14 protein-coding genes and 1 riboswitch are annotated in these 17,783 nt (G+C 53.3%); of the genes, 3 read left to right on the forward strand and 11 right to left on the reverse strand.

Features of this window, described 5'->3' with window-relative positions; all coding sequences use genetic code 11:
* Position 1: 1 nt before the first annotated feature.
* From JYB63_RS08160 to JYB63_RS08175, 4 genes are read right to left on the reverse strand one after another with little or no spacing between them, the layout of a single operon-like run.
* Entirely contained in the window at positions 2–820 is an 819-nt protein-coding gene (locus tag JYB63_RS08160; protein WP_205657365.1) for an ABC transporter ATP-binding protein, read from the reverse strand.
* Positions 821–823: 3 nt separating this feature from the next.
* Positions 824–1,849, reverse strand: a complete 1,026-nt coding sequence (locus JYB63_RS08165) for a FecCD family ABC transporter permease (RefSeq protein WP_205657366.1) — start codon at positions 1,847–1,849, stop codon at positions 824–826.
* Positions 1,846–2,814 (reverse strand): ABC transporter substrate-binding protein, encoded by a 969-nt coding sequence (locus JYB63_RS08170; protein WP_205657367.1) that lies wholly within the window; start codon positions 2,812–2,814, stop codon positions 1,846–1,848. Before JYB63_RS08170 ends, JYB63_RS08165 begins: the two co-directional genes overlap by 4 nt.
* A gap of 26 nt (positions 2,815–2,840) precedes the next feature.
* Positions 2,841–4,703, reverse strand: a complete 1,863-nt coding sequence (locus tag JYB63_RS08175; protein ID WP_205657368.1) for a TonB-dependent receptor plug domain-containing protein — start codon at positions 4,701–4,703, stop codon at positions 2,841–2,843.
* A 142-nt stretch (positions 4,704–4,845) separates the two neighbouring features.
* Positions 4,846–5,063: riboswitch (cobalamin riboswitch) on the reverse strand.
* Between the two features lie 258 nt (positions 5,064–5,321).
* Here JYB63_RS08175 and JYB63_RS08180 point away from each other — a divergent pair.
* Positions 5,322–5,792 (forward strand): gamma-glutamylcyclotransferase family protein, encoded by a 471-nt coding sequence (locus JYB63_RS08180; RefSeq protein ID WP_205657369.1) that lies wholly within the window; start codon positions 5,322–5,324, stop codon positions 5,790–5,792.
* A 49-nt stretch (positions 5,793–5,841) separates the two neighbouring features.
* Here the strand turns inward: JYB63_RS08180 and JYB63_RS08185 are convergent, their stop codons facing one another.
* On the reverse strand, positions 5,842–6,609 hold the full coding sequence (locus tag JYB63_RS08185) for an exodeoxyribonuclease III (protein ID WP_205657370.1): 768 nt from the start codon (positions 6,607–6,609) through the stop codon (positions 5,842–5,844).
* A 278-nt stretch (positions 6,610–6,887) separates the two neighbouring features.
* Between JYB63_RS08185 and pyrE the strand changes: the two genes are divergently transcribed.
* Entirely contained in the window at positions 6,888–7,529 is a 642-nt protein-coding gene (gene pyrE / locus JYB63_RS08190) for an orotate phosphoribosyltransferase (RefSeq protein ID WP_205657371.1), read from the forward strand.
* An 80-nt stretch (positions 7,530–7,609) separates the two neighbouring features.
* Here the strand turns inward: pyrE and JYB63_RS23505 are convergent, their stop codons facing one another.
* The gene (locus JYB63_RS23505) at positions 7,610–7,735 is read right to left on the reverse strand and encodes a hypothetical protein (RefSeq protein ID WP_272873550.1); all 126 of its coding nucleotides are present in this window, start codon (positions 7,733–7,735) and stop codon (positions 7,610–7,612) included.
* A 332-nt stretch (positions 7,736–8,067) separates the two neighbouring features.
* Here JYB63_RS23505 and JYB63_RS08195 point away from each other — a divergent pair, with 332 nt between their 5' ends.
* On the forward strand, positions 8,068–10,881 hold the full coding sequence (locus JYB63_RS08195) for a DUF748 domain-containing protein (protein WP_205657372.1): 2,814 nt from the start codon (positions 8,068–8,070) through the stop codon (positions 10,879–10,881).
* 23 nt (positions 10,882–10,904) lie between these two features.
* Here the strand turns inward: JYB63_RS08195 and JYB63_RS08200 are convergent, their stop codons facing one another.
* The 5 genes from JYB63_RS08200 to JYB63_RS08220 all read right to left on the reverse strand — a co-directional run bounded on the left by JYB63_RS08200 (position 10,905) and on the right by JYB63_RS08220 (position 17,581).
* Entirely contained in the window at positions 10,905–12,656 is a 1,752-nt protein-coding gene (locus JYB63_RS08200) for an ATP-binding protein (protein WP_205657373.1), read from the reverse strand.
* Positions 12,657–12,861: 205 nt separating this feature from the next.
* Positions 12,862–13,446, reverse strand: coding sequence for a superoxide dismutase (locus JYB63_RS08205; RefSeq protein WP_205657374.1), 585 nt, complete (start codon positions 13,444–13,446; stop codon positions 12,862–12,864).
* Positions 13,447–13,653: 207 nt separating this feature from the next.
* Positions 13,654–14,670 carry an ABC transporter substrate-binding protein gene (locus tag JYB63_RS08210; protein WP_205657375.1) on the reverse strand — a complete coding sequence of 339 codons (1,017 nt, stop codon included), beginning with the start codon at positions 14,668–14,670 and terminating at the stop codon, positions 13,654–13,656.
* A complete protein-coding gene (locus JYB63_RS08215) occupies positions 14,661–16,799 on the reverse strand; it encodes an MFS transporter (RefSeq protein WP_205657376.1) in 2,139 nt (712 codons plus the stop codon). The genes JYB63_RS08210 and JYB63_RS08215 overlap by 10 nt, the downstream gene beginning before the upstream one ends.
* Positions 16,796–17,581, reverse strand: coding sequence for a hypothetical protein (locus JYB63_RS08220; protein ID WP_205657377.1), 786 nt, complete (start codon positions 17,579–17,581; stop codon positions 16,796–16,798). The genes JYB63_RS08215 and JYB63_RS08220 overlap by 4 nt, the downstream gene beginning before the upstream one ends.
* Positions 17,582–17,783: the final 202 nt, after the last annotated feature.

Below are 17,783 nucleotides of genomic sequence, written 5' to 3' on the forward strand. Positions count from 1 at the left end.
CTTATAGTAAATCACTGCGCTGGCTGGCTGATGCCAGTGCGGTGACCCGTATGCCGTACGGCGATGTTTCAATCTGACTGTGGATGCCGAAGTGCGCCAGCATATTTGCTTCGGTAATCACTGCATCCGGTGCCCCGTCAGCAACGATGCTGCCGCCGGAGAGCAGCAGTAAGCGGTGGCAGAAGCGGGATGCCATATCCATATGGTGAATGGCCGCGATCGCCAGATGCCCTTCTTCGGTCAGTTCCCTTACCAGACTCAGCACATCCAGCTGATGGCACATGTCCAGGCTGGCGGTGGGCTCATCCAGCAACAGTACCGGCGCTTCCTGTGCCAGTGCCCGGGCAATAAATACCCGCTGGCGTTCTCCACCGGACAGCTGATCAGCCCGACGGTTACGCATCGCCGTCAGACCGGTCTTGTCCAGTGCATCATTAATGCGTTGCAGATCCTGATCTGATTCCGGCTGAAAGGCGCCCAGATGGGGGGTACGGCCCATGGCGACAATCTCTTCCACTGTAAAGCCGTAACCGGTGGATACATCCTGAGGGACCAGCGATATATGCCGGGCAATGTCCCGCCGGGGGTAGCCGGATAAGGGTTTGTCATTCAGACGTACCTCGCCGGAATCCGCCGGCAGCAGCCCCATTAACAGTTTAAGCAGAGTGGATTTGCCGGCACCGTTCGGGCCGATCAGGCCAATGAACTGTCCGGGGCTGAACTGCAGACTGATGCCTTGCAGGATCTGCCGCTGCTGATAAGCAAAGCTGAGCTGACTGCAGCTCAGGGAAAGGGATGTGGTCACAGAATGCTTGTCCATGGTTTACAGTTCTCCCCGGGTCCGTTGCCTTAACAGCAGGAAAACAAAGAAAGGTGCGCCCAGTGTGGCGGTCACCACCCCTAGCGGAATGGCTTTTTCAGGCAGTGTGACCCGTAACAGCAAGTCTGCCGTCACCAGACATATGGCTCCGCCTAGCGCACTGGCCGGCAGCAGGTAACGGTGCCTTGGCCCCAGGATAAGACGCAGTATATGAGGCACGACCAGACCGATGAAACCGATGCCGCCACAGACTGCAATGGATACCCCGACCAGCATGGCGGTGATGATCAGCAGGTGCTGGCGGGTGCGGGGGACATCAATGCCCACAGACGCTGCATGTACCTCACCCATGAGCAGAGCATCCAGATCCCGGCTGAAACAAAGCACCAGCGCACAGCCCAGCAGGGCAAAGGGGACGATCAGCCGGACATGGTCCCAGGTGCGGCCTTCCAGCCCGCCCATGCTCCAGTACACAATCATTTTTCCGGTATCCCAGTCGTTCAGGGACAGCGCCAGAATCAGGGAAGCGGCTGCGACGTTCAGTGCACCGATGGCGACGCCGGCCAGTAACAGTGTCCCCATGGCTGTGTGCCCCCGCTGAGTGGCAATGCGGTAAACAATCCACAGGGTGATGCCGGCCCCGCTGAAGGCAAAGGCCGGCAGAATCCATACGGACAAACTGGTAAGGCCCAGATAGATGGCAATTACGGCCCCCAGAGAGGCGCCGGAAGACACCCCCAGAATTGAAGGTGAAGCCAGCGGGTTGCGAAACATGCCCTGCATGACTGCGCCACAGACTGCCAGTGAGGCGCCGGCACAGGCGCCGATAATTACTCTGGGCAGGCGCACATCCAGCAAAATGCTTTCCATCCAGGGGCGGATATCTGCACCGGTATCCATGCCCAGGCTGTGTAACAGAATGCCGATGGTTTCAGCCACAGGAATCTGTGCCGGTCCTTGTAGTAGTTCCCCCAGGGCAGCGAGGATCAGCAATACCGGCATGATGATAAAGATCAGACGGGGTGTCATTTTTTGATCTCCGGGTGCAGTAGCCGGGCAACCGGTTCGATTGCCAGCCAGCTGTATTGGGATGTGGATAAAAGCCAGGCGCCCTTCAGGCTGTATACCTGCCGGTTGATAACAGCCGGCACATTTTTCCAGGCCGGACGCTGCATCAGCTGCATCGCGGTACTGTCCTGATTATCCGGTGCGCCGGTGCCCATCAGGATAATGTCAGGTGCCAGGCTGATCGCCAGTTCTTCACTGATGGTCTGTGAGCCCTGGATGCCGGTTTCACTGATGACATTAAACCCGTCTGCCAGCCGGATAATTTCGTCAATGGTGGTGCCCGGGCCTGTGGTGGTGCCGTCGAGGTTGTAATACAGCACTCTTGGCTGTGGGGCATTGCGATAGGTGTTTTTAATGCGGTTCAGTAATTGCTGCAGCTCTGTCAGTTGTTGTTCTGCCTTCGGGCTGCTGCCGGTGGCGGCGGCCACCAGTCGGATATTGGTTGCCAGATCCTTAAAGGAGCTGAAGTCCGTCAGCCGCACCACCGGAATACCGGCTCCCAGTAACTGACGGACAGTTTCAGCCTGGGTGTAGCTGGCAATAAATACCAGATCCGGCTCCAGACTGAGGATTTCTTCAATGTTACCCTGTAAGCGCTTAGTCGCCGGGGGATAGTGTCCGGTGACGTTTGAAAGTGAGGGATAATCCGCCAGCCCTGTGATGCCCACAACCCGGTCCGGCGGGACTAGTCTGGCAAGAATTTCATCAGTGCCAATGGTCATTGAGACGATTCGCCGGGGTGGCTGTTCGAGTGTGTAGCGGGCGCCGATGGCATCCGTCAGGGTTTTGGGGAATGTATCTCCTTCGATCTGTGTAGCGGTCAGGGCGTTGTTACTGAACAGGCCGGCACGGATATCCAGCTGGCTCAGTAACAGGGCGCCAAGCAGCACAGCAACAATTGCTATTAGTGATCTGTTTTTTGTCACAGTGCTGCCTTATGAGGAGTGAGGTCTCAGAGAGAGCCGCTCAGTTTAATACCGACTGTAAAGTTAATGCCTTCAGTGCCAAAGCCATAAACTTCTTCGTAATCTTCATCAAACAGGTTATTTACCTTGGCAAAGATTTCTACATTATCGGAGTAGGCGTGTGTCACCGCAAGGTTCGCAAGGGTATAGCTGTCCAGTGTGACCCTGCGATTACCGCTTAGCGCGAACACTGTGTCGTATTGTTTACCGTTATATTGCAGTCCGCCGCTGATCCGGGTTTTGCCATTCGCCAGCAGCTGGCTGGCGTTCAGGCCTGCGATATGTGTGGCCCGGCGAATCAGTTGCTGATCATCAGCATCGGTTGCGTCGTTATAGGTGTAGCTGGCGGTCAGGCGCAGCCGGTCGGTTGGATTCAGGGTTGCGGTTAACTCCAGACCTTTAATGTCAGATGTGCCCGCCTGATTGGTAGCGGTTGTGGCGTTTGTGCTGATCAGATCTTCCACATCAGTATCGAACAGCGTCACGTCGATATAGCCGTCAATGTCGCTGAAGTGGTATTCGAGGCCCAGATCTGTGGTGGTGTTTTTCTCCGGTTTCAGGTCCGGGTTGCTGGTAAAGGTAGAGGTTGAACCAAACAGCTCAAACAGGGTTGGGTTCTTGATGCCGGTGCCACGGCTGGTGTGCAGGCGCCAGTCATCATTCAGCCAGGCAGCAAAGCTGAAACGGTATGTATCGGTATCGCTGAAGCGGTCATTCAGATCACGGCGGCCGGCAACCGTGAAGTAGTAAGTTTCGTCCAGATTCAGGCCGTATTCGGCAACCAGTCCGGTGCTGTCGGTGCTCTGTTTAACCGTTGAATACGTACTGCTGTAATCAAAGTCTTCATCTTCTCGTTCCGCGACAAAGGTCAGGCGGTGTTCTGCAGCATCTGTATGGATGAAGTAGTTACTCTGATAATCAAGTTTGCGCTTTTTTCCAAGCGCATCGGAGTTGAAGGTGGAGGAAAAGCTCTCTGTGCGGCTTTTTGTGACGGCGTAGCCGATTTCCTGTTGCCAGTCGCCGTCCATCAGATCCAGTTTGGCGGAAACCCGTCCGGAGTTTTGTTGCCGTTCAGCGTGGCTGTCATCATCGATAATTGTGCCGGTGTTAAAGTCAGATTTATCGGTTTCCTGAAAAGCGTCTACGTGCCGTAATACCAGATTCAGTTCCAGGTTGTCTGTGGCCTGCATGCCCCCTTTAAAGTTCAGGGTGCTGTTGCTGTAGCCGTCTTTTTCACTGTTGCCCCGGTCGCTGCTGGCGGCGGATATACCGTCACTGTCGAGCAGTGAACCGCTCAGTGCCAGGTTATATTCATCGTCACCACCCTTGAGGGTGAAGCTTTGCTGGTTGGTGTTGTAACTGCCGGTTGCGAAAGTGACGCTACCGTTCAGTGGGCCTTTACCTTGTTTGGTGATGATGTTGATCACCCCGCCAACCGCATCGCTGCCCCAGATAGCGCTTTGGGCACCGCGCAGCACTTCGACCCGTTCGATATCCAGGCTGAGCAGATCGGCAAAATTAAATTCGGCAACGGTACTGTTGTCGTTTACTTCAACACCGTCAATCAGTACCAGGGTCTGGTTAGCTTCTGCGCCACGAATCCGTATCTGTGTTGTGCTGCCAATCCCGCCGGTACGGCTAACTGCCAGCCCCGGTACTTCGCGCAGGGCTTCTGTTACCAGGGTGATCTGGTTGTTTTCCAGGTGCTCGGCATCAATGATACTGACAGCAGACCCGGTTTCTTCACGGCTGGCTTCAACCTTGGACGCGGTGATGATGATTTCCTGCGCCTGGGCAGAAACAGTGGTGCCGGCCAGCAGGCAGGCTAACAATGAGTGTCGTAATTGCATAAAGCACCTGTGTTGTCGTGTAACTGGCGTCCGCGCAAGCGAACAGACGTGACAGCACAGGGTGGCGGCACGTTCAGCAACAATAGATTTATGTATTGTCACCGTTACGTTTTCCGCCCAACACAGCGCCCCGCAATGTTAGTAGGTGACGATCGGAATGGCAGGTCTCCTGGCTTGCAGGTCTGCGTATATGTTCAGCCTTCCCGGTTTCTCCAGTGGCCTGAGTCGAACAAACAGAATTCGCTGCATACAGTTACGGGGGTAGCTAGGGGTGAGGTCTCTGTGGCGACAGATGCCTTTTCCTATTCCCATTTTAATCCGTCGGAAAGTGTTGCGGCTGCCATCTGTGGTGGCCGGAAAGCTTCCCTGAAGAACCATTCTCGCGGGCATGTTACAAATTTGTTATACGAATGCAATGATCCGGAACAAATGTGTCGAAAAACAGGTAATGTCTTGTCTGATAACGACGTTTCGCAGAAAAAATGTGCCTTCCTGCACAGGCGCTTCTGACCCTTACACACGACATTACTTTCATCGTTCCGCGAAGGCGATTATTATCACCCCCTTGCCGCCGGGCGGTCCGGCGGACAGAGAATGTGAATAAGTGACGGTAATCTCATGTCGACCAATATTTTTGTTTATGGTGTGCTGCAATATGACGAGCTGGTGCAGCAGCTGACCGGTAATACGTTTCAGAAGGTATCTGCAGAATTACTGAACCATCAGCGCCTGACTCTGCATATGGAAGGCTGGTCGGATCTGGGGGTGGCGGTGCCGTCACCGGGTAATCAGATTCAGGGCTCTGTATTGCTGGAAGTCGATGATGAGTCGCTGGCGATTCTGGATGACTTTGAAGAAGCCGACGTGGGATTGTATATGCGCAAGCTGGCCATTATCCGTCTGGAAGACGGTCAGGAAGCACAGGTGTTTGTATATGCCGGTACGCCTAAGTCCCGTGAGTTTTTGCAGGGCGAATGGGATGAGCAAAGCTTTATCAGCCAGCATTATGACAGCTATAAGGAAGAGATTATTCCTGCCTTTCTTGAGGAGCGTGCACTGCGTCGGGCCGCGAAGAAGGATGCTGAATAACAGCATGAACTGATACAAAAATGCCGGCGTATGCCGGCATTTTTATGTGTCAGATATCGTAATCGATAATCACCGGTGCGTGTGCCGAGAAGGCTTTTTCCCGGTAGATACGGGCAGACTTGATGGTTTTGCGCAGGTTTGCTGTGGTGATCTGGTAATCCAGACGGGCACCTTCGTTCAGTTCCCGGGCACGGTTGTATTCCGGCCACCAGGTGTACTGATGATCAGCGTGGTTCACCTGACGGAAGGCATCCACATAGCCCATCTCATCAAATATATCCGCCATCCATTCCCGTTCGTGGGGCAGGAAACCGGATACGCTCTGATTCACGTACCAGTTACTCAGGTCAACGGGTTTGTGAGCAATGTGAAGCGGGCCACAGAAGATAAACTCACGGCGTTTGCGCAGGGTTTTAGTCAGGTGCCCCGCCAGCAGGTCCATGTATTCTTCTTTTTCCGCCTGGGCTTCATCGCTCTTCAGGCCGGATGGCATGCTCCATGAGGCAACGCTGACTTTATCAAAGTCTGCCTGAATGAAACGGCCGTGGAAGTCGCACTGTTCAAACCCCAGCCCGGTCATAATGGCTTTGGGAATTTCACGGGTGTAAATGGCTACACCGCTGAAACCGTCCTCGAAGGCATCAAAGAAATAGGCTTCATAGCCTTCGGGATGAAAACGGTCCGCATCCAGCTGATACTCTTTTGCGCGCAGATCCTGCAGACACACAACGTCTGCGTCCTGCTGGACCATCCAGTCGAAAAAACCATTATCGGCAGCCTGTTCAATACCTTGGGTATTGAAGGTGATAACGCGCATAGAACAAAAATCCTGAAAAAAGTATCAAATGTATGAAAGATTACTATCGAGCCCGCATTGTATAAGGGATGCGGCGAAAATTGAATTGATTTCATACCGGCTTTGGTGAATTTTCAGATTCAGTCTGGTGAATAAAATTGCTCTGAAGCAAGTCTGCAGACATTTAAAACTGCCGTTTGAGGTTTGGGTAGTGGGAATATGCGTGGAATTCCATGGAGAGACAGACGTTAATCCTGTATGATGCGCGCAATTTTTAACCAGTCACCGGGAAAGCCAGCATGCAGGATTATCAGAGAGAATTTATTGAATTTGCCATCGACAAAGAAGTGCTACGTTTTGGCGAGTTTACTCTAAAGTCGGGCCGTACCAGCCCGTACTTCTTTAATGCAGGTCTGTTTAACAGCGGTGAAGCACTGGCCCGTCTGGGACGCTGTTATGCGGCGGCCATCCAGCAATCCGGTATTGAGTATGATGTGCTGTTAGGCCCTGCGTATAAAGGTATCCCGCTGGCCGCCACTACCTGTGTAGCGCTGGCCACCGACTTCGGTCAGGACGTGCCTTACGTATTTAACCGTAAAGAAGCTAAGAGCCACGGTGAAGGCGGTAATCTGGTAGGTGCGCCCCTGGAGGGCCGGGTACTGATCATTGACGATGTGATTACCGCCGGTACTGCTATCCGTGAAGTGATGACTATTATCGAGCAGGCCGGTGCGACGCCGGCAGGTACAGTTATTGCTCTGAACCGTCAGGAAAAGGGTAAAGGTGAACTATCTGCAATTCAGGAAGTTGAACGTGACTACAACATGCCGGTTGCTTCAATTGTATCGCTGGAAAATGTCCTGACCTATCTGGAAGAGCAGGGTAATAAAGCTCAGCAGGTGGATGCGATCCGCGCCTACCGTGAAGCCTACGGTATTTAATACCGGGCTGGTCTTTCAGCCAAAAAAAACACCGCCAAGGCGGTGTTTTTTTATGTCCGGCGAAACCGCCAGCTCAGTAATTACCACTGCATGATGGTAGTCAGTGCAATAGGGACCGGCATCGTAATCCAGGCCAGTGCGGCCAGATTGATGATGAACCAGATTGGTCCTGAGCTGTCACGGAAGTTTTCGTCATGATCGGCCATGATCTCACCCTTTAATTGGCAATTTTTTAGGGCAACGGCGGTGTTTATAAACGGCATTAAACCGTGGCAATACGGGATTGCACTGGGGACACCCTGTTGCATGCATAGAACTGTTACTGCGTGAAGTTATGCGGCGCACTTTTTTCAGACACTGCGGGTAGGCGTTAAGGCCGGATTCGCAGGGTCTTAAGTATCTTGTCATGACTTCAGTCGCAGGGGATTCTATCAGTTAGCGAAGGGCGGCGGTAGTTAGCGGCTGGAGGAATTACACTTGTGTGTGATACTTTCCTTTCAGCACATGTTTTTTGAGCGTTTTCAGTCAGGTACTTCTTATGCGTATGCATTTCGCCGTTAAAGTCATTCTTGCCATTATTCTGTTGATAAGTCTGTTACTGCATTCCGCCGTGTATATCGGTCGGGATCTGGCGGCGGACTGGCTGTTGGATCAGGGCGCGGAGTATGCGGGGATTGAACGCCTGAAAATTGGCTGGCTGACCGGTGTAGTGCGTCTTGAAGGGGTTGATGTACGGACTCCCGGGCAGCGGGACCTTAAACTGGAATCCCTTTACCTTAAGATTGATCTGGCAGCGCTGACTGAGCAACGGGTCTGGATCCGCCAGCTTAATATTCACGGACTCTACGGCGACATCACCCAGCACACCGAAGGTGAGCATAAAGGGGCGCTGCAGATCGGACCGGTGCTGATTCCGGCAGCGACTGAAGAACCTGCAGCAGAAGAAGATACCGGCAGCTCCGAATGGCAGGTGGGTATCAGCCAGCTGAGTATCAGTCAGCTGGACTGGAAGACCGATTTACCCGCTCAGAAGCACCATCTGGTGCTTGCCGAGGCAGGACTGGAAGGTTTGTATTTCTGGGCCCCCCGTCATGCCAGTACACTGAACCTTGCCGGTAACCTGAACGGCGCTGACTTTTCTGTCGGCGGGGATGTTGTTGCCCTGGCTGAAGATAAGTTTGCCAATCTTAAGCTGACCATCGCACCGCTGACGCTGCAGGCATTCACGTCTAAGGCTGTGCCGGGGCTGAAGGGTAATTTAAGTACTGATCTGACCGTGCACCTTAAACTCAGCGGCGATGATATTCATCTGCAGCAAACAGGTTTGCTGAAACTGGAAGATTTCAGCTGGCAGAGTGACGGTGTGGATTTGCAGCAACAGGCAGTGAGCTGGCAGGGGCAGATTGATGCCGCGGTCGTTGGCGGAGGACTTAAAGATGCCAGCCTGGACGGTGCTATAAAGGGTTCTCAGACCCAACTTAAGCTGGGAGATGTTCAGCAGGCGGACCTGCAGTCGCTCAGCTGGAAAGGAAAGATTGATGCCACCATGGAGTCGTTACAGCACAACGGTGCGTTACAGCTGGATAAGGTGCGCTGGCAGGATACCGGGCTGGATGTGCAGCAACAGCAGCTCAGCTGGAATGGCGGTCTGACCGTTAAACTGCCAGGTCAGCAGTTAAAGAGCCTTAAACTGGACGGTAAAGTAGCCGGTACCGGTACACAGGTTGAACAGGGCAGTGCGCTGCAACTGGCGTTGCAGAGCCTGAGCTGGCAGGGCAATGTTGCCCTTGATAACAGCGGTAAGGCTGCTGAGGGTGATGCTGAAGCCACTGCTCAGCAGGATTTAGCCGTTACCGGTGAAAGCCTGCAACTTGAAGGTCTGAAAGTGCATAACCGTAAGGTCACTTCCGATCTGCTGATGCTGGCAAAAATATCGTTGCAGAAGCTGAAGTTTGAGCAGAAGAGCGGCAGCGGTGATGATGGGATGCGAGTACAGCTGGCTGAAACCGCCCTGTCAGGCATTGTGGCTCAACATAAGAAACCGCTGAGTAAAATCAACAGCCTGCAGTTGCGGGAGCTGGCCTATGATTCCCGGGGGGATGTGACCATCAGTAAGGTTACCCTGCGTGATACTCAAAACCATGTTGTCATTGCCAAGGGCGGTAAACCCGCAGTGATTGATGGCTATCTGGAAGCGCTGAGCGGTCTGGCGGGAGAACCATCAGCGGAAGCTGCAGACACGAAAAACAGCAAAAAACAGGCACCTGCCGGCCCTGCAATGCGGGTGCGTATCGGTGAAATTGCCCTGGCCGGTAAGAATCAGGTGTTGTTTACCGACAACAACGCAGACCCTGCGTTTAAAGGCGATATTCTGATCAAGTCAGCCAGCCTGAAACAGTTGGATACCGCCAGCAAGAAATCTTCGCCATTTACGGCCGACATCGAACTGAAACCTTTTACCAAGCTGAAGCTCAGCGGTAAAACCAATCTGGCCGGCGGTGGCGGTGATGCGGACTGGGATGCATCCCTTACCCAGCTGGAGTTACCGCGCTTAAGTCCCTACGCGATTGAAAATATCGGTTACTTTATTGAAAACGGCCAACTGGAGCTGACCAGTAAAGGCACCCTGCGTAACGAGCAGATTGAGGGTGAAAATAATATTGTGATTAACCGGCTGTCCGTTGATCCGGTGAATCAGGACAAGGTAGCAGGCTTTACCAAGCAGCTGTCGATGCCGCTGGGTACGGCGATCATGATCCTGCAGGATGATGACGATAACATCGAACTGGATGTGCCGATCAGCGGGTCTCTGTCTGATCCTGATTTCGGGCTGGACAGTGTGGTTAAAATTCTGGCCGGCAAAGGCCTTAAGCAGGCTGCGTTCAGCTTTCTGGCTAAATCCTTACAGCCTTACGGGGCACTGATCAGTCTGGCGGAAACCGCCATCGATGCTGCCTCTGACGGTACCTTTATCAATCTTGAGCCGGTGGCGTTTACACCGGGATCAGCCCAGCTGAACAACAAGGCCCGGGATTATCTGGGTAAGGTTGAGTCCATGCTGAAAGAGCGTAAAGGCATGCGGCTGAATATCTGCGGACAGGCGGTATCCCAGGATGCTGCGTTACTGAATGCCCGGTTACTGGAAGCGAATGCACAGCGGGCGGAGCCGCTAACGGAAGAACAACTGGCTGCGGAGCTGAAAGCACAGCTGACGGCTCTGGCGCAGTCACGGAACGACAGCGTTAAACGTGAGCTGAGCAAACAGGTCAGCGGTGAGCGCTTATTCGTCTGTTTTGCCCTGCCAAAACTGGATGATCCTAAAGCACTGCCGGTGGCGACGCTGGGATTGTAGTCCCCTTCGCTACTGGCCGGCCGCTACTGGCTCAGGGTCAGGCTGTTTTGTGGCTGGCTCTGACTGCCGACAATCGGAATAACCGCAGTGATACGGGTGCCCCGGTCATGATTCTGGCGGACACTGAACGTGCCGCCCAGCGCCCGGACCCGCTCCCGCATACCGATCAGGCCGAAGCCGCTTTTAAACGCCTGGCTTTCCACATCAAACCCAACACCGTCATCGCTGATCAGCAGTTCCAGGCGGTCACCGCTGATATCACCGCGCTGGCCTTTGTCCAGCCGCTTTAATTCTATCCAGACGTTTTTAGCGTGGGCGTATTTGAGAATATTGCTGAATGCTTCCTGGGTCAGGCGAAACAGGGTGATGTTGTAATCTTCGGACATCTCATTCAGTGCCCCCCGGAAATCCGTATGTAACTGAATGTTGTGCTCAGAAAACCGGTTGTTGGCAATACATTCCTGTAAGGCATCCATTAACCCCAGATCATCAAGTGCCGTGGGCCGCAGGGTGCGCATCAGGCCGTAGGTTACATCGTAAATGTTCTGTGCAATGGCATCGATTGAGTCTGCAGTCTGGTGAACAATGCTGTTTTCTTCAGGGTGTATGCGTTTAAGGATTTTGGCATCGGTGCGGATCGCGGTCAGCGACTGGCCAAGTTCATCATGCAGTTCCCGGGATAAACTGCGCCGCTCTTTTTCCTGAACCGCCAGAACCTGATGAGTCAGACGGCGGTTTTCTATCAGCTGATCACGTAATTCCTGGGTACGCATATGAATGCGCAGCTCCAGTTGCTGACGTTCTTTTTTCAGTTTTTCATACAACTGCGCATGCTGGCTGGCGGATCTGACCCGCTGGCGCAGGAAGGCAAGCAGCAGGGCATAGCCACCGGCTGAACAGAATAAGATTGCCAGTAACAGCCCGGGGTTGAGGTCCTGCAGGCTGACCTTCTGAGTGATATTAAGTTTAAAGGACTGGCCGAAACGGTTAATTGTCCGGGTATCCTTCAGTGCTGGCAGCAGATCCGTTCCCAGCCCTGTGTTCTCGGTGGCAGTACGCTCATCCAGAACAATGTTATGTTCGCTGATGATCTGCGCCTGGGCACCTTCATTCATAAAGTTTGCATTGGGCAGCAGGCTGGCAATGTTGACAATGATTGAGGCGATATAGAGGTTTTGCGCGTTCGGCGCCGCATTACGGTCGTAAAATGCGAGGAACAGAGCGTAAACCTGCGAGGTGTTTTCGCCTCTGAACGGCGCGGAGGATACTGGCTGGTGGTAACGCTGGGCAAAACTCAGGGTTTCGCTGAGGGCTGGATCATCTTCCAGATTATGTCCCATGAGATAACGGGTGTCGGCTGTCAGTGGCTCGATAAAGGTCAGCGGGAAGTTAGTGTTGGCCAGTACTTCCTGGCTCAGATCCGGCTGGCCAAACAGGGGTTCGAACGGGCTGGCAGCAACGTGTGCCGGCGGTGGAGACGCTGCCTGTTGCTGAATCTGAAAGCGCATAATCTGCGGATAACGTTTGTGCATTTCATTCGCATAGCTGCGGATGGTGACAAAGTCCCGTGGGTTAGCGCTGACCAGCGCGGTGAAGTTCTGCAGCAGAATTTCGTTAATGTAGGTTTTTTCGTAGACAGAGGAATAGACGTACTGAGTATTATTATTCAGCCGTTTTTGCAGCAGGGAATAACTCGACCTGACGGACAGTCCGAGCATTAAAACCGTGATGCTGATCCAGATCGCGGTCACTAGCGGAAACTGCGGTTTTGACATATGTCTGATCTATCCATGAGTACAGGGACGAACCCTGACAATTACCTTTGCGGCGCAGACTGTTACTCCTGAAAAACATCTTTGCTGGCTGCGGTTTGCGCATCTGTGCGCGATGTTGCTGATACAAAGTCTAACCATTCTGAGGGTGGAAAACAAAAAAGGCACCCTAAGGTGCCTTTTTCAGTGTGTTTGCAGGGTATGCAGATTAGCCAGCCAGGTTCTGGTTGGCGAAGTCCCAGTTTACCAGCGCCCAGAAGGCTTTCAGGTAATCAGGACGTACATTGCGGAAATCGATGTAGTAAGCGTGTTCCCAAAGGTCAACAGTCAGCAGGGCAGTCTGACCGCTGGTCATTGGCGTGCCAGCGTTGCTGGTGTTAACGATTTCCAGAGAACCGTCAGCGTTTTTAACCAGCCAGGTCCAGCTTGAACCGAAGTTGTTAACAGCTTTGTCGTTGAACTCTTCCTGGAATGCAGCGAAAGAACCCCATTTAGCGTTGATTGCATCAGCAATTGCGCCAGTAGGCTCGCCACCACCGTTTGGAGACAGGCTGTTCCAGTAGAAAGTGTGGTTCCAGATCTGCGCTGCGTTGTTGAAAACACCGCCGGCTGGTGCAGAAGTGATGATCTCTTCCAGAGACTTACCTTCAAACTCAGAACCTGGCACCAGGCCGTTCAGTTTTACAACGTAAGTGTTGTGGTGTTTGCCGTGGTGGAAGTCCAGAGTTTCAGAAGAAATGTGTGGTTCCAGGGCGTCTTTGGCGTATGGCAGGGCCGGTAATTCAAAGCTCATAAGTATGTACCTTCACGTCACGGTTTCAGCATAAAACCGTTAATATCGATATTAATTTGTATATACAGCCAGGCAGGAAATACGATTTGGCTCGAGCCTGGAGGCCGCATAATAGCACTCAAACATAGGGTTTTGACAGAGGATTAAAGCCCTGTAATTTATAGGGGAAAAGACCCTGTCGGAAAAAGAATAGTTCAGACTGCGGCGTTAATCGACATTCACCAGCTCGGCAATTTTTAACAACTGAATCGGTGGGTACAGCTCTAGCTGGCGGGCCACCTGCATATTGATAAAAATGGAGTAGCGATTAAGGGAGGCGATGGGTAACTGCCCTGGCTGCTCACCTTTAAAGAGCACTTTCTCGGCCTGATTGGCTGCCAGCCGTCCCACATTGTAGTAACGGTTAGCAACTGCAATCAGACCATCAGAGCGGGTTACCATCACATCGTAGGCGCTGGCGACCGGTAAACCATGGCTGTTAGCGGCCTGAGTGAATGCGTCGCGGTGCTGGCGGTTATAGGAACTGGAACCTACATACACCGCATCGGCACCGGCGGATTTCAGCTCTGCCATAATGCTGTCCAGCTGATCTGGCAGCGGTTGGCCGTCGGGGCCCAGTTCATAGGTCCGGCTGAGCAGTTCGAAATTCATCTCTTTCGCCAGACTTTCCAGCTTGCGGGTATTCAGCACGGAATTAGCTTCATTGCCGGCGTAAATAACACCGATGCGCTTGGCGTCCAGATAATCCTGCAGCACGCTTAGCTGTACCTGTTCCGGTACCCGGTTGCGGATACCGGTGACCAGTGGCCGGCCGCTGTCCGTATAGGATTTAATAATGCCGGCGCCCACCGGGTCAGCGACAATCATAAACAGCAGGGGAATCCCTTGCAGATATTGCTGTGCATCCGCCCCGTTGACCGGACCAATAATGGCTTTGGATACGCTGGTGCCCCAGGTGACCACCAGGTCCGGCTGCAGCTGTCGGGCTTCTTCTATAAAGCCGGGCAGGCTGGCTTTGTTTTTAGCGGCATCGCGGATGGTCAGTTCCACCGGGAGGCGGTTATCCGCGATGTACTGTTTGAAACCTTCGCAGGCTTCTTCACAGCCCCGCCAGACCACCATATATACCTGCGCCGGGTTAGCGGCAGTGAAGGCTTCGGCTGCACTCAGCGTTGTACTGATCAGCAACGTCAGGGCGATGCAAAAGCGTCTGATTATGCGCATGCTTTGGCCTCCCTGCGGCGCATCCGCCGGAAATAAACCCCGGTAAAGCAGCCGATGCCGATGATGCCCACACCGATAATGGCCATCGCGGCACCGTAGTCGTAGAACACCAGCAGAGCGGCAACCAGTAACGGGCCGATAACACTGCCGATCCGCTCACAGGTGCGCAGCACGCCCAGCACGGTGGTACGGCCAACATCCGGGGTATATTCAGCCGCTTCCAGTGCGGCGGCAATCAGTGGTGCCTTGATAATGGCGTGCGCCATACCCATCAGGATGACTGAAATCAGAACGGTCAGAACATCCGCATCGCCGTTGAGTAACAGTAAGACGGCACCGGAAAGCACGGTGCCGAACACCACCAGGTCAATCATGTGTTTGCTGCGGTCGGCAATGTGCGAAGCGGTTGGCCCCAGGAAGATAATAATCAGCGCATAGATCATCATGATCCGGCCAATTTCTGCCTGAGTAGCGTCCAGGGTAATCAGATACACCGGGACGAAGTAATAGAGGAAACCGGTGAGAATAATTTTTGCCGGAATTGCACAGAACAGAATGATGCCGACAAAACGGTAGTTGCGAATCAGGGCTTTCGGGCCACGGGCCTGCTCCGGTGTCGCCGCTGCTTTGTCTGTGTTAGCCGGTTTTTCGCTGCAACCCACTTCTGAACACAGCATCACCCAGGCCAGAGCGCCCGCGACCAGCGCCAGCATGGCTGCCAGAACAAAGACGGGCTGGTAGCCAATCCGGTCGGCGATGATACCGCCCAGTGCGGTACCGCACATGGAAGCTGTCATCAGTACACCCACAAATACCGCCATGCCTTTGGCGCGGTTTTCTTTGGTCAGCAGGGCCGCCATATAGCCCTGACAGCTGATGGTAATTACCGCATAGCCTGCTGCAGTGACGCCCCGTCCGGCGATGATCGCCTCAGCACTGTTGGCAAAGGCGCAGATCAGATAACCGCTGATAGCCGGAATCAGGCCAAACATAAAGATCCGTTTGCAGCCGTAGCTGTCGGTCCAGCGGCCGGCAAAGGGGGTAATGATGGCGATAACACCCATGAACACTGAAATTGGCAGGCCGATCATAATGTCCCGGCTGATCCAGCTGTTCGGTTGGTAATATTCCGCCACAAATAAGGGCATAAATGACTTTTGCAGCTCCTCCGCGAAGGAGAATACAAACAGTGGAATTCGTGCATCTATGATGCTGCCGCGGCTTTCGGTAAAGACTTTCTGCAGGCTGAAACGTTTCGCCAGCTGGCGCAGTTTCTCGACGGTGCCGGGCTCATCTTTCTGTTCAATGGCGCGGTCGTAAACCTGTTGGAAGTTGTTCTGGATGGCGCGCGAATCCTGATTCATCCGGTTAACAAAGAAACCGATAATGCCTTTTTGCTGCTGGTTTTGCTGTACGGAAAAGTCACCTTCGGCCTGACGGGTAAGGAGCTTTTCTGAATGCTGTAACGGCCCGGATACATAGAACATCACCAGAACCATCATCAGTTCAAACGACACCAGTAATACGGCGATCAGTACAATGGCCAGATCGAAGAAAACATTGGTCAGCTGGCTGCGGATATAGCCGTCATTGAGGCCGATATGTACCGAGCCGTAGCGGACCTCCTGCTGTGTCAGTGGCAGGTAGTAGCCTTCCATTGACTGAGCGTCACTGCCGGATACCAGCATGCGGAAAAAGTCAGCGGTGCCGCTGAGCAGGCTTTCCACCGGCGGGTTAACCGATTCAGTGGCGGTAAACAGGGTCTTATGGGAAGAGAGTGGCTGTACCAGCTGACTGATATCACCGCCCTGATAGACGATGTCCCCTGCGGTATTACTCACGGCAATATAGGTCAGCTCAGAATACTTCTCGCTCAGGTCTTCCAGGTACTCATCCAACCCGTTGATCTGACCGAACGGAATACCGACCCCGACCGCCAGACGCACATCGTCCTGAACCTCTTCAGCGATCAGATTAGCCTTTTGCAGCAGTTGCGGCTTGAGGGCCATGTTGAATTCGGTGAGGGCATAAACCGCACTGATCAGTGACGCCAGAAAGGTACTTATCAGCGTAATAATAAACAGCCGGCGGTTAACGAACGTTGCCAGCCCCTGGGTGGTATTGCTCATTTGTGTTCAGCTCCGGCAGATGGACTGACCAGTTGGCTGAGTTCCTGCTCGACACCGGATTTTATTTTTTCCCGCTGTTCCATCTGGCGGGCAAACTGATAGGAAAGCGAATCGGTTTTCATATTATCCGGTTGTGGCGGAGCATGTTTATCCCGCTGGGCGTGTAACAGGTGGAAGATCGCGTTGACTTCGCCGAAGCCAAGCCGTACCGCGAGAAATATGAACACGGCAAACACCAGAAATACTGCCAGCGTCATCATCAGCAGCCGGTCATTCACCCGTAAAATATCGGCAGCGTAGCGGGATTTATCGTAATCGATGATGATGCTGCCGGTCAGGCCGCCGGTGGCATCAAACAGCTGCAGGCCGGTATACAGTGCGTGTTCTTCATCCAGTCGCCAGGCGGCTTCTTCGCTGAACAGTGCCCGGCGGATCAGAGGGCTGTCCGGTGTTGCGCTCAGGGTCCCGGATTCGCTGGAAAACAGTGGCTTGCCATGGCGATCAACAACATGAATAGCCCGTATCTGCGGATCCCGGTGTTTTTCCCGGATCAGCAAATCACTGAGGTTGTTCATCTCCTGCAGGGGCAGGCCGAGTTGCTCCGCCTTGATTACGGAACGTTCAATGGAGGCTGTGACCACTTCAAGCTTGGAAGAGACTACCGCAGACATCAGGCCGGAGAACTTGATGGTGTTCATCAGCAATAACAGCGCCAGGACACTGATCAGGATGGCCCAGATGGTGGCGATCAGCTTTAGATGAACCTCAAGAAATACACGCATTAATTACAGATCCGCAGAAGTTGCCCCGAAATAAGGCGGTACAGGGTTAGCCATTATTCAAAATATGTCAAAAATGTCGGCAAATATATCACTATTACCCAAAGTGAGGAATAATCGTCCGGTCTGGGGTTATGCCTCAGGTCAGTAAATACGGGGGCATTGTGTTGTGGTGCAACAGAATCCACGGTTTTTGTCGTTCACA

The organism is Aliamphritea spongicola (genome assembly GCF_017051665.1).
Lineage (GTDB): Bacteria > Pseudomonadota > Gammaproteobacteria > Pseudomonadales > Balneatricaceae > Amphritea > Amphritea spongicola.